Origin of the sequence: Pantoea sp. B566 (assembly GCF_024793925.1) — a bacterium.
GTDB lineage: Bacteria > Pseudomonadota > Gammaproteobacteria > Enterobacterales > Enterobacteriaceae > Pantoea > Pantoea ananatis.
Window position 1 is genome coordinate 3,534,959 of record NZ_JANUQL010000003.1, and the last position, 12,665, is coordinate 3,547,623.

The 12,665-nt window shown below is 54.9% G+C and carries 10 protein-coding genes; 7 read left to right on the forward strand and 3 right to left on the reverse strand.

Annotated features, from left to right (window positions below; genetic code table 11):
* Positions 1–756, forward strand: a complete 756-nt coding sequence (locus tag NYE92_RS18145) for a molecular chaperone (protein ID WP_019106385.1) — start codon at positions 1–3, stop codon at positions 754–756.
* 45 nt (positions 757–801) lie between these two features.
* Here the strand turns inward: NYE92_RS18145 and NYE92_RS18150 are convergent, their stop codons facing one another.
* The gene (locus NYE92_RS18150) at positions 802–1,803 is read right to left on the reverse strand and encodes a zinc-binding alcohol dehydrogenase family protein (protein WP_014606636.1); all 1,002 of its coding nucleotides are present in this window, start codon (positions 1,801–1,803) and stop codon (positions 802–804) included.
* A 95-nt stretch (positions 1,804–1,898) separates the two neighbouring features.
* Between NYE92_RS18150 and NYE92_RS18155 the strand changes: the two genes are divergently transcribed.
* Positions 1,899–2,795, forward strand: a complete 897-nt coding sequence (locus NYE92_RS18155; RefSeq protein WP_013024524.1) for a LysR family transcriptional regulator — start codon at positions 1,899–1,901, stop codon at positions 2,793–2,795.
* 36 nt (positions 2,796–2,831) lie between these two features.
* Here NYE92_RS18155 and ettA read toward each other — a convergent pair whose 3' ends face one another.
* Positions 2,832–4,499, reverse strand: coding sequence for an energy-dependent translational throttle protein EttA (gene ettA / locus NYE92_RS18160; protein ID WP_013024525.1), 1,668 nt, complete (start codon positions 4,497–4,499; stop codon positions 2,832–2,834).
* Positions 4,500–4,737: 238 nt separating this feature from the next.
* Positions 4,738–5,502: a DNA-binding transcriptional repressor DeoR gene (deoR, locus tag NYE92_RS18165; RefSeq protein ID WP_024472311.1), complete on the reverse strand. Its 765-nt coding sequence runs from the start codon at positions 5,500–5,502 to the stop codon at positions 4,738–4,740.
* A 385-nt stretch (positions 5,503–5,887) separates the two neighbouring features.
* Here deoR and rbsK point away from each other — a divergent pair, with 385 nt between their 5' ends.
* The 5 genes from rbsK to NYE92_RS18190 all read left to right on the forward strand — a co-directional run bounded on the left by rbsK (position 5,888) and on the right by NYE92_RS18190 (position 12,664).
* Positions 5,888–6,805 (forward strand): ribokinase, encoded by a 918-nt coding sequence (gene rbsK / locus NYE92_RS18170; protein ID WP_013024527.1) that lies wholly within the window; start codon positions 5,888–5,890, stop codon positions 6,803–6,805.
* Positions 6,806–6,814: 9 nt separating this feature from the next.
* A complete protein-coding gene (gene fucP / locus NYE92_RS18175) occupies positions 6,815–8,140 on the forward strand; it encodes an L-fucose:H+ symporter permease (protein WP_015700999.1) in 1,326 nt (441 codons plus the stop codon).
* A complete protein-coding gene (locus NYE92_RS18180; RefSeq protein WP_015700998.1) occupies positions 8,137–9,150 on the forward strand; it encodes an aldose 1-epimerase family protein in 1,014 nt (337 codons plus the stop codon). The genes fucP and NYE92_RS18180 overlap by 4 nt, the downstream gene beginning before the upstream one ends.
* Before the next feature lie 657 nt (positions 9,151–9,807).
* On the forward strand, positions 9,808–11,361 hold the full coding sequence (locus NYE92_RS18185) for an aspartate aminotransferase family protein (protein WP_029568443.1): 1,554 nt from the start codon (positions 9,808–9,810) through the stop codon (positions 11,359–11,361).
* 10 nt (positions 11,362–11,371) lie between these two features.
* Positions 11,372–12,664 carry a lysine N(6)-hydroxylase/L-ornithine N(5)-oxygenase family protein gene (locus tag NYE92_RS18190; RefSeq protein WP_014606631.1) on the forward strand — a complete coding sequence of 431 codons (1,293 nt, stop codon included), beginning with the start codon at positions 11,372–11,374 and terminating at the stop codon, positions 12,662–12,664.
* The last annotated feature ends 1 nt before the right edge of the window (position 12,665 follow it).

Below are 12,665 nucleotides of genomic sequence, written 5' to 3' on the forward strand. Positions count from 1 at the left end.
ATGAAAACGTTTTTTTGGTTAGTTATGTCTATCGCGATTCATGCCCATGCCGCAGTGATTCCACAGCAAAGCCGGCTCATCTTTCATCCTGGCGAGGTACAAATTCCGTTGCTGTTGGTCAACAGTGGTGACGCGCCTGTACTGATCCAGACCTGGATAGACGGCGGTTCACCGGAACGATCACCCGGCAGTAAAGCCTTTCCCTTTGTTGCGCTTCCCGGCGTTTTTACGCTGAATAAAGATGAAAAAAAGCAGATTGCGGTTCTGCGCACCGAGCTGGCCGCACAGCTGCCAAAGGATCGGGAATCCCTGTACTGGCTCAATCTTTACGAGATCAGCGCAGTGAAAAAAAGCACGCTACGGGCGGACAACGACAAGATCAGCATGGCGCTGAACACTCAGCTTAAAGTGATTAACCGGCCGTTCACGGACATTACGCCCTTTGCGGCACGGGTAAACGCGGTCACCTTTCAGGTAAGAAAAAAGCAGGGACAGTTTTTTATTCAGGCCATGAATCATAGCCGTTACTTTTTTACGCCGGGAAAAATGACGGTGACGGCAGGGGGGAAACGTTATCCCGTTTATCTGGACGGGGATAAAACGCTGGCACCTTTCACCCATAAAGAATATCCCCTCATGGGTGATGAGCCGCCTTTAGCCACAGGTGAGGGCAGCCTTAACTTTACCGCGCTGGACGATCAGGGTAATCCTCAGGTTTTCACGGCAACGCTGAGTCAGGCTTCGGCTTCCCCGTAAAATAACCGTACGCGGGTGCCCCTATTGTCTGGCACCCGCGAGTGATCAGTAAACCATGACAACCTTGCCGCGCATATGGCCTTCCAGCACGCGCTGGTGAGCGGTCTCAAGCGTTTCCACACTCAGGCCATGAAGCGTTTCGTTGAGTGTACTTTGCAGCTTGCCTTCGTCCAGCAGGCTGGCGACGGTATTGAGGATTTCACCCTGCTGCGCCATGTCTGGCGTGTTGTACATGCTGCGCGTATACATGAACTCAAAATGCAGTGCGGCGCTTTTTAACTTCAGTTGATCCATCGACAGCGGATGTTCATTCTCGACGATGGTGCAGATATGGCCCTGAGGGGCGATGAGCTGGCTCATGGTTTCCCAATGGCCGTCGGTGTCGTTAAGGCAGAAAATATAATCGACCTGTTTGATACCGTGCTTTTCCAGCTCCCCAACCATGTCTTTGTAGTTAATGACAAGGTCTGCCCCGCGATCGCGGCACCACTGGGCGGAATCTTCCCGTGAGGCGGTGGCAATCACTTTGGCTTTGCTGCGCATTTTTGCCAGCGGAATGGCCAGCGAACCGACGCCGCCAGCGCCGCCCACGACAAGCAGTGTTTGATCTTCACGTGCGGCGGCCATATCCAGCCGTTCAAACAGGCCTTCCCATGCGGTCAGCGCCGTCAGGGGAATAGCGGCAGAAGCCGCCCAGTCGAGGGTTTTCGGTTTGTGGCCGGTGATGCGTGAATCGACCAACTGCTCCGTACTGTTGCTGCCCGGGCGGGTAATATCGCCCGCGTAGTAAACCTCATCGCCTGGCTTAAAGCCGCTGACTTTGCTGCCGGTTTCCAGTACCACACCGCTGGCATCCCAGCCAAGAATACGCGGCACCTGTAAACCATTTTTGATCGCCCCTTTGTGGACTTTGGTATCCACCGGGTTGACCGAGGCGGCTTTCACCTGGACGCGCAGGTCATATTCGCCAGGCGTGAGGGTTTCTGGAAAAATTTCGACGAAGTTTTTTGGGTTTTCGGGATCGACGGCAATCGCGCGAACAGACATGGTTTATCTCCTGTAGTGTTTTCTCAAGTGTAGAACCCTGAGGCGATACTGATAAGATGGACAATCGTTATTAGCGTGTTCGTCTGAGGTGAACAATGGCGTTTCGTCAGTGGCAGGATATGGCGCTGTTTGCGTTAGTGGCAGAGTGTGGCAGTTTTACCGCCGCGGCAGAACGGGCGGGCTTACCCAAATCCAGCGTCAGTCAGCGCATCAGCCAGCTTGAACAGCGGCTGGGCATTCGCCTGTTAAACCGCACCACGCGTCAGTTAAACCTGACGTTTGCGGGCGAACGCTACCTGCTGCATTGCCAGGAGATGATGCAGGCCAGCGAACGTGCTGAGCAGGCTATTGCCAGTCTGCGGGAAAATCCCAGCGGTCGCCTGCGCATTACCAGCCCGGCAGGTATTGGCGCAACCTTACTGGCCCGCTGCAACGCCGCGTTTTTACGGCGCTATCCTGATGTGACGCTGGATATTTCCATTTCGGATGATATCCGCGATCTGGTGCAGGACGGTTTTGATCTGGCCTTGCGCACCGGCCAGCCGCAGGAGTCGTCTCTGATTGGTCGGCGCGTTGGCTACTGCCAGCGCTCGCTGGTGGCCGCGCAAGCCTATCTCGATCAGCATCCTCCGGTGACCCATCCTCAGCAGTTAGCCGCGCATCGTTGCATTGCGCACCGGGCCTGGAACGAGTGGGTGCTAAAACGGCACGATCAGTATCACCGTTGGCTGCTCCCGCCTGCACACCTCACCGACAATTTACTGTATGCACGCGAATCTGCGTTGGGCAGTGCCGGTATTACGCTTCTGCCGCGCTTTTTAATCGACGGAGAGATGCATGATGCGCGCCTGGTGCAGGTCTTGCCGGAATGGGAAATGGAGGGGAATGAACTGTGGCTGGTGTATCCCAGCCGAAAACTGAACTCACCTGCGCTGATGAAGTACATTGAATTTGCGTTGCAGTCGCCGGTGTTTCGCGAATTCTACCACTGAAGAAAATAGAAGGGCGGCATCGCTGCCGCCCCTGTGTTACTTAATAATACGCTTGTACTTAATACGCTTCGGCTCCAGCGCATCCGCGCCCAGCGTGCGTTTCTTGTACTCTTCGTATTCGGTAAAGTTACCTTCGAAGAACTCGATCTTGCCTTCATCCTGGTAATCCAGAATGTGGGTCGCGATACGGTCAAGGAACCAACGGTCATGCGAGATCACCATGGCGCAGCCAGGGAACTCAAGCAGGGCGTTTTCCAGCGCGCGCAGGGTTTCAATGTCCAGGTCGTTGGTTGGCTCATCGAGCAGCAGCATGTTGCCGCCAACCTGCAGCAGTTTTGCCAGATGCAGACGACCACGCTCACCACCGGACAGCTCGCCGACACGTTTGCCCTGATCCACGCCTTTAAAGTTAAAGCGTCCGACATAGGCACGGCTTGGCATTTCAGTGTTGCCGATGCGCATAATATCCTGACCGCCGGAGACTTCTTCCCATACGGTTTTGGCATTATCCATGCTGTCACGGAACTGATCGACAGAAGCCAGCTTCACGGTTTCACCCAGCACAATCTCGCCGGAGTCCGGCTGTTCCTGACCGGACATCATGCGGAACAGCGTTGATTTACCGGCGCCGTTCGGGCCGATGATGCCGACGATGGCGCCTTTCGGTACGGAGAACGACAGGCCGTCAATCAGAACGCGGTCACCGTAGGATTTACGCAGGTTGCTGACTTCCAGCACTTTGTCACCCAGGCGGGCACCCGGCGGAATAAACAGCTCGTTGGTTTCGTTACGTTTCTGGTAGTCGGTGTTGTTCAGTTCTTCAAAGCGAGCCAGACGGGCTTTGCCTTTAGACTGCTGGCCTTTTGGCCCTTTACGTACCCACTCCAGCTCTTTCTCGATCGATTTACGACGTGCGGCTTCGGAAGAGGCTTCCTGTGCCAGACGGGCATCTTTCTGCTCCAGCCATGAGGAGTAGTTACCTTCCCACGGAATACCTTCGCCGCGGTCCAGTTCCAGAATCCAGCCAGCAACGTTATCCAGGAAGTAGCGGTCGTGCGTAATCGCTACCACGGTCCCTTCGAAGTCGTGCAGGAAGCGCTCCAGCCAGGCGACAGATTCGGCATCCAGGTGGTTCGTCGGTTCGTCCAGCAGCAGCATGTCGGGCTTTTCCAACAGCAGGCGGCACAGCGCGACACGGCGACGTTCACCACCAGACAGGTTTGCGACTTTTGCGTCCCAGTCCGGCAGGCGCAGGGCATCGGCGGCGCGTTCCAGCTGCGTGTTCAGGTTATGACCATCATGTGCCTGAATGATCTCTTCCAGACGTCCCTGCTCGGCAGCCAGCTTATCGAAATCCGCATCTTCTTCAGCGTATAAGGCATAAACCTCATCAAGACGTTTCAGCGCACCGACCACCTCGGACAGGGCTTCTTCAACGGACTCGCGCACGGTGTGCTCAAGGTTAAGCTGCGGTTCCTGTGGCAGGTAGCCGATTTTAATACCGGGCTGTGGGCGAGCTTCACCTTCGATATCTTTATCAATACCGGCCATGATGCGCAGCAGCGTAGATTTACCCGCACCGTTCAGGCCGAGTACACCAATTTTCGCGCCGGGGAAAAAGCTAAGGGAGATGTTCTTGAGAATATGTCGCTTGGGCGGAACTACTTTGCCGACGCGATGCATGCTATAGACGAATTGAGCCACGTTGTATTGAGCCTCTGGGTCTGTTTGTCGTTTGGATGATGTCGAAGTTTAGCCTTTTTCGCCGCCTATTCACAGCCGATGGGCCGGGATAATTCCGCGCAGTCGCGCAGTCGGGCGTAACTGTTTGATTTGTGTCCGCTGTCAGACGGAGCAGCAAACGGCCGCCTTAGCGCAGCGCGTCTGCTGTCCGCGACGAGAATTTAGCAACAGCCTGTTGCCGCCGCGTGACAGAAAAGCGTCAGGGAAGGCGGACGGGAATGTGCTGTTGGGTTAACCACTCACGCAGGGCGGGTTCGGGCGCGCTGTCGCTGACCAGTAAATCAAAGCGGGCGAGCTCGCCAATGCGCGCGGGCAGCACTTTGCCATATTTGCTGCTGTCGGCAACCAAAATACGTTGGCGGGCGCGCAGCATGGCATGGTGTTTCATCGGCAGCTCGTTGAGGTTGTAGCAGGTCGCTCCCTGATCCCGATCTACGCCAGCCGCAGAGATAAACGCCAGGCTGGGACACAGGTCATCCAGAATGGAATGGCCGCCGACGGGCGTGAATAAGGCATTGTCTGCATGAAATTCCCCGCCGCTCAGGATCACGTTGCAGGCGGGTTTTTCTTTCAGCGCCAGAAAGGTATTCATGGCACAGCAGATGGCGGTAAAGGGCAGCTCATCCGGAATCGCATCCACGACATAGGGCAGGGTGGTGCCGCAGTCGAAAAACACCGTGTCGTTTTCACTAATCAGGCTGGCTGCTGCCTGAGCGAGCCGCTGCTTGCGGGCCGCATTTTGGCCATGTTGATCGGAGATGAAATAGTGTCCGGCGTGGTTTCGGGGATCGCTCACAATATAACCGCCCAACAATACCACGCTCGATGTCGGTTCACTTAAGTCCCGACGCACGGTCATTTCGGAGACGTCCAGCAGCTGTGCGGCATCTTTCAGATGTAATTTATCGGTGCGCTTAAGTGCCAGAGCCAGTTTGCGAATGCGTTCGTCGCGGCGGGTTTCCATTGTCATTTCTGAACCTGTATTCCTTGAAGAAGACGTCATACGTCAGTGCCTGTCACATTGTTATCGCGCAATTAAATTTACCTGAAATCGCCGTGGTTTTATTGAGGCTGTGACAAATTTCAAAAAATATAAGGTGTTGCGTGCTCACCGGGTAAGATTTTTCATCTTACCCGCAATGTTATTACCCCGCAAACCTGCACTAAAGCTAAGAATAACGCGCCGTTCAGATAGCTTGCTTTGTTATAATAGTAACATCTTGAGGGCGAGAAATCCGATATATCGCGGAATCTTGTCACGTTAAATGTGAAATTTATCACATATTAAACGCCGGTGAATTGATAGTGTTATTTTTATAACATTTTAGCTGTTCATTACCGGGGGAAAAATGGATATCGCCGTTATTGGTTCAAACATGGTGGATTTAATCACCTATACCAACAGCTTTCCTAAAGCTGGAGAGACGCTTGAGGCACCCGATTTTGCGATTGGCTGTGGGGGAAAAGGGGCCAATCAGGCTGTGGCGGCAGCAAAACTGGGTGGCGAGGTGATGCTGGTCAGTAAAGTCGGCGATGACCTGTTTGCGCCCACCACGTTGGCTAATTTGCAACAGCAGGGCGTGGATACGCGTTATGTCACAACCGAAAAAGGGGTTTCCAGCGGCGTGGCCCCCATTTTTGTTGATGATCAGTCGCAAAACCGCATTTTAATTATCAAAGGCGCGAATCAGCACCTCAAGCCGGCGGATATTGATGCTGCGGGTGATGCGTTGAAACGCTGTCGGTTGATCATTCTTCAGCTCGAAATTCCGCTGGAAACGGTGTACTACGCTATCGATTTTGCCCGTCAGCATGATATTCGCGTCATCCTCAACCCTGCGCCCGCCGTGGCAGACCTGGATATCCGCTATGCCTGCCAGTGCGACTTTTTTATGCCCAATGAGACGGAGCTGGAAATTCTTACCGGGATGCCGGTGGGGACGGATGATGACGTCAGGCTGGCCGGTGCGTCCTTGCTGAAACGTGGCCTGAAAAACCTGATCGTTACGCTGGGCAGTCGCGGATCGTTGTGGATGACCGGAGAGACACAGCACCAGGTTGCGCCTGTGCCGGTTAAGGCAGTGGATACCAGCGGTGCCGGTGATGCGTTTATCGGCTGCTTCGCTCATGAACTGGTGAAAACGGGCGATATTCCTGCGGCGATGGCCAAAGCCTCCGCCTACGCGGCCTGTAGCGTGACGGCGCGCGGCACACAACGTTCTTATCCTGATACAGCGGAATTTCAGCGCTTTCTTGACCTTCAGTGAGGTACAGCCATGCACCAGAACATTGTTCAGCAAAATGACGGTTATCTAAATAAGACTCCGCTGTTCCAGTTCATTCTGCTTTCCTGCCTGTTCCCCTTGTGGGGCTGTGCGGCAAGCCTGAATGACATTCTGATTACGCAGTTTAAAAGCGTTTTCGCCCTGAGCGATTTTGCCAGCGCCCTGGTGCAGAGCGCCTTTTACGGCGGCTATTTTCTGATTGCGATTCCTGCCTCGCTGGTGATCCGTAAAACCAGTTACAAGCTGGCTATATTAGCCGGTCTGGCGTTGTACATCCTGGGCTGCCTGCTGTTTTATCCCGCCTCGCATATGGCAACCTACACCATGTTTCTGGCGGCGATTTTTGCCATTGCCATTGGGTTAAGCTTTCTGGAGACGGCGGCGAACACCTACAGCTCAATGATCGGACAGCGTCAGCATGCCACGCTGCGTCTTAACATCAGTCAGACGTTCTATCCGGTGGGGGCGCTGATGGGCATTGTGCTGGGAAAATATCTGGTGTTCCAGGATGGAGAAAGTCTGGAAACGCAAATGGCAAACATGACGGCGGCGCAGGCGCATGCCTTCCGCCTGTCCATGCTGGAACATACCCTGGAACCCTATAAATATCTGGTGATGGTGCTGGTGGTTGTCATGCTGCTGTTTATGTTCACCCGCTATCCACGCTGCAAGCCGCAAAGCAACGAAAAATCGCTGCCAACGCTGGGGGAAACCTTTCGCTATCTGGCTAAAAATCGCCATTTTAAACGCGGTATTCTGGCGCAGTTTTTGTACGTCGGTATGCAGGTGGCGGTGTGGTCCTTTACCATCCGTCTGGCGCTTACGTTGGGAGCGGCCAATGAGCGCGAGGCATCCAGCTTTATGATTTACAGCTTTATCTGTTTCTTTATTGGCAAGTTTGTCGCCAACATTTTAATGACGCGTTTCCGGCCAGAGAAAGTGCTTATCGCCTTTTCACTCCTTGGCATCGCAACGCTGGGCTACGTGATGCTGATGCCCAATTTCACAGCAGTCTACGCTGCGGTGTTTGTCAGCGTGCTGTTTGGCCCGTGCTGGGCGACGATCTATGCCGGGACGCTCGCGACCGTTGACAGTAAATACACCGAAGTCGCAGGAGCATTTATTGTGATGTCCATTGTGGGTGCGGCCTTTGTGCCCGCGCTGCAGGGCTTTGTTTCCGATCACCTGGGATCGATGCAGCTGGCATTCGGCGTATCGCTGCTGTGTTTCGCATGGGTTGGGTTCTATTTTTGGGGCGAGCTGCGCCACAAAAAGCAGCTTCGCCTTAGCGGAAACCTGGCGGAGGAGGGGCGATGAAAACCCGTTTACCGCTTTGTCGCGAACAGTTCACCTACACGCCTTGCCTGCTGCTGGAGAGCGAGGACTTCAGCGTCGAGCTGTTTCGTTATCCTGCGGGCATTGAAGCCATTCGCATTCACAACCGACGGGGCACGGTAATTGTGTTGCCGTTTCTGGGCCAGATGGTGTGGGACGTGAATTTTGACGGCCGCGCATTAACCATGGGACATCGCTTTAAACAGCCGCTGCCGGGTGATTCGATTATCGATACCTATGGCTGCTTTGCCTTTCACTCTGGCCTGCTGGCGAATGGCTGCCCTGCTGCGGAAGACACGCACGCGCTGCACGGCGAAATGGCCTGCGCACGCATGGATACAGCATGGATTGTGCTGGAGGGCGACAGACTTTCGGTGGAGGGCGAAACCGAATACATCAAGGGGTTTGGTCACCACTATCGGGCGGCTCCGGCGGTAAGATTAGGGGCCAGTCAGGCACGACTGGTGCTGGAGATGAGCGTCACCAACCTGGCTGGCGCGCCGATGCCGTTGCAGTACATGTGCCACATCAACAGCGCGTGGGTGGCGCAAGGGCAGTTCAGGCAGACGATACCGGATGAGGCATTTCAGCTGCGCCGCTCCCTACCGGCACATGTGCGGCCCACGCCGCAATGGACCGCTTTTACCGCTTCCCTTGCCGGCGATCCCGCCGCTTTACGCCGGTTGGATCAACCCGAGATGTACGATCCAGAGATTGTCTTCTTTGCCGATCGTCTGGCGCAGTACGGGGAGAACGTTCAGTTTGAACTCCATTCTCCGGACGGTTACGCCCTGATGACCCGCTTTTCCACTGCGCAGTTCCCACATGCCACGCGCTGGATACTGCATAATGCGGATCAACAGGTTGCTGCCTATGTGCTGCCTGCCACCTGCCGTCCTGAAGGCTTTGCTGCGGCAACGCGCGCCGGAACGTTAATCGCGCTGATGCCCGGCGAGCAGCGCCATTTTCAGGTCGAAACCGGTCTGCTGTAAAACCCGTACGGCGACACTTCAGGGTCGTAACCTTACCCGGTGAAACAGGCTGTTGTTACCGCATCGTCTTTTTCCCCTGGGATTCCGGGGGCGTCATGCGCCCGGGATAATTCCGGTGGCGAAACGCGCTGGATAGCCTGTCGGTATCTTCGTTCGCGCTGGCTTCTTACTGAAGCCGGCCTCTTCAGACCGGATAAACACACCGGTATGCCGCGTTATGTCAGAACCCCGTCGTCACGCCTCCTGTTTTTTGCCCGGCTGAGAACCCTTCTTCTTTGGTTTGGCGCCGATGGAGATTATTTTCGCCATCTCTTCATCTTCCCGCGCCGAACATAAGCTGTTTTATGTGATCAAGATCACATAAAAAGACATTAGCCAGCTTTATGAGAATGCTTACCCTTTTAAAAGTTGAATGATAATGATTATTATTAGTGTTGTTATTATCGTTAAAAAGCGCATATTTAATGCAAATTAACCACATAAAATGTAGTTTTTAATGATTTTTTTAAACATAAATTCTTAATTTTCTTGATCTCATTGGTTAGCCAGCTCGGCTAAAGGTTACTGAATCTGAACTGACTCGCGCGGTCTGGCGCATGCTGCTGCCCTGTTTTCACGGTGGCCGGGCAGCCTACGTCTTTAACAAAGGAACAGGATATGGTGTTACGTAAGCAAAATCTGTCGGTGCCTCGCCGACATCTGCCTGATGAGGTCCTGACTGCTCAGGACTTTATCTTTAACGACGCGCAAATCCCTGCGTGGCATCAGCAAACGCAAGAGGCGCTGGCGCTGATCTCCAGCACCGTTCAGCGCGTTGAAAAGCCCTTCAGCGGTATTCTGCCCCACGAGCTGGCTCCGGCTTTCAGCGCTGTCGATCTTGACCAGCCGCTGGGAAATAACGAGGCCGCGCTGGAAGAGCTGCGGACGCTTTATCTGCGCGATGCCGTCTGGTTTCACCATCCCAAATACGTGGCGCACCTTAACTGCCCGGTCGTACTGCCGTCGCTGCTGGCCGAGCAGATCATGGCGGCAGTCAACAGCTCCGTGGATACGTGGGACCAGAGTGCGGGCGGAACGCTGATAGAACAGAAGGTGATTGACTGGACACTGGGCCGCATCGGTCTGCCTGCGAGCGCAGACGGCATCTTTACCAGCGGCGGGACGCAGTCGAATCTGATGGCGATGCTGCTGGCGCGCGACAGCTGGTGCGCCGCACATCATCCGGGCCACCTGATCAAACATCAGGGCCTGCCTGCCGATGCTGCAAAATGGCGCGTGTTGACCTCCAGACTGAGCCACTTCAGCATCCAGAAATCGATGGCCATTCTCGGCCTGGGCTACGATGCGGTCATCCCGGTAGCGTATGACGACCATTACCGCATGGACAGCGTGCAGCTTGAGCAGGAGATTCAGCGCTGTCATGAGCAGGGCCTGATCCCTATCGCCGTCGTTGCCACCAGCGGCACCACCGATTTCGGCAGTATCGATCCGCTGGAAAGCATCGCGAAACTTTGTCAGCAGCACGGCATCTGGATGCACGTCGACGCGGCGTACGGCTGCGGCCTCTTGGTTTCCGAACAGCATCGCCAGCGCCTCAACGGCATTGAAAAAGCCGACTCGGTGACGGTGGATTACCACAAGTCATTCTTCCAGACCGTAAGCTGTGGCGCGTTCTTTGTGCGCGAGAAACAGCACCTTAGCCATGTGACTCACCATGCTGATTACCTCAATCCGCTTAGCGCCCAGCAGGAAGGGACGCCAAACCTGGTCAATAAAAGTATTCAGACCACGCGTCGGTTTGACGCGCTGAAAATGTGGCTGACCTTACGCATTATGGGGCCGTCTGCACTGGGTGAGGCATTCGATACCATTCTGACGCTGACTCAGGCAACCCATCAGCGGCTGAACGCCCATCCGGCGATTGAGGTTCTGCATGCGCCTGAACTGACCACCCAAATCTTCCGCTTCGTGCCACGCCCTGGCATGAATCCCGCACAGCTGGATGCCATCAACGCCGGTATCCGCAAGGCGCTGTTCCGATCCGGTAATGCGGTGATTGCCGGGACCAAAGTGGAGGGGCGGCAGTACCTGAAATTTACCCTGCTGAATCCCACCACCTCGGTGGCTGACATTGAAGATGTGATCGCCCTGATCGCCCATTACGGTCGAGAACAGGCGCGTGACGTGACATTACCCGTGGCTAACCAGTGAGAACGGTGCAATGAACAACCAGATGTATGACTTTATCGGTATTGGTATCGGTCCTTTTAATCTCAGCCTGGCCTGCCTGAGCGAACCGGTTGAGGGGCTGAAGGGGATTTTTTTGGATCAAAATTCGGGATTCGACTGGCACACCGGCATGATGCTGGAGAGTGCGCATCTGCAAACGCCCTTTATGGCTGACCTGGTGACGCTGGCCGATCCCACCAATCCCTATAGCCTGCTGAATTATATGAAACAGAAAGGGAAAATTTATTCGTTTTACATTCGCGAAGACTTCTTCCTGATGCGTAAAGAGTACAACCAGTACTGTCAGTGGGCCTGTTCACAGCTGAGTAATTTACGCTGGAACACGCGCGTAGACTATGTAAGCTACGACGATGCCCGACAGTGCTACTGCGTTCGCTCGGTGGATACGCTCACGGGTCAGCAGCAAGAGTGGCTGGCCCGTAAGCTGGTGTTGGGCACCGGACCCACCGCCTGGCTGCCGGCGTGCAGCCGACCGCACCAGTCGCGTTTCACCCATTCCAGCCAGTATCTGGCAGACAAAGCGGAATTGCAGAAAAAAAGCACCCTCACCGTGCTGGGAAGCGGGCAGAGCGCTGCAGAGATCTATTACGATCTGCTGACGGACATCGATCGGTTTGGCTATCAGCTGAACTGGATCACCCGCGCGCCGCGTTTTTATCCGCTGGAATACACCAAACTGACCCTGGAGATGACCTCGCCAGAATGGGTCGACTACTTCCACGCGCTGCCGGGGGAGAAGCGCGATGCGCTGAACGCGCGCCACAAAAATCTCTACAAAGGTATTAACAGCACCTTAATCAACGACATCTACGACCTGATGTACGTCAAGCAACTGGATGGCGCGCTGGACGTTAACCTGTTCACCCATTCTGAACTTACCGGTATGCGCTGGTTGCCAGGCGGTGAATGTGAACTCGCGCTGCATCATCAGGAACAGGATTGTGCTTACACGCGTCGTACTCAGGGCCTGGTCATGGCAACGGGTTATCAGTATCGCCCGCCGATGTTTATCGAAGGCATCAGCCAGCGTCTGCGCTGGGATGAAAAGGGCCGTTACGACGTCCAGCGCAATTACAGTATCGACCTGCACAACCAGGTCTTCGTCCAGAACGCGGAGCTGCATACGCATGGTTTTGTGACGCCGGATCTTGGCATGGCCTGCTATCGCAACTCGGTGCTCCTGCGTGAACTCACCGGGCGGGAAGTTTATCCCGTTGAGCGTCAAATCGCCTTCCAGACTTTCCCGGCCCAAACGGAACACTAAT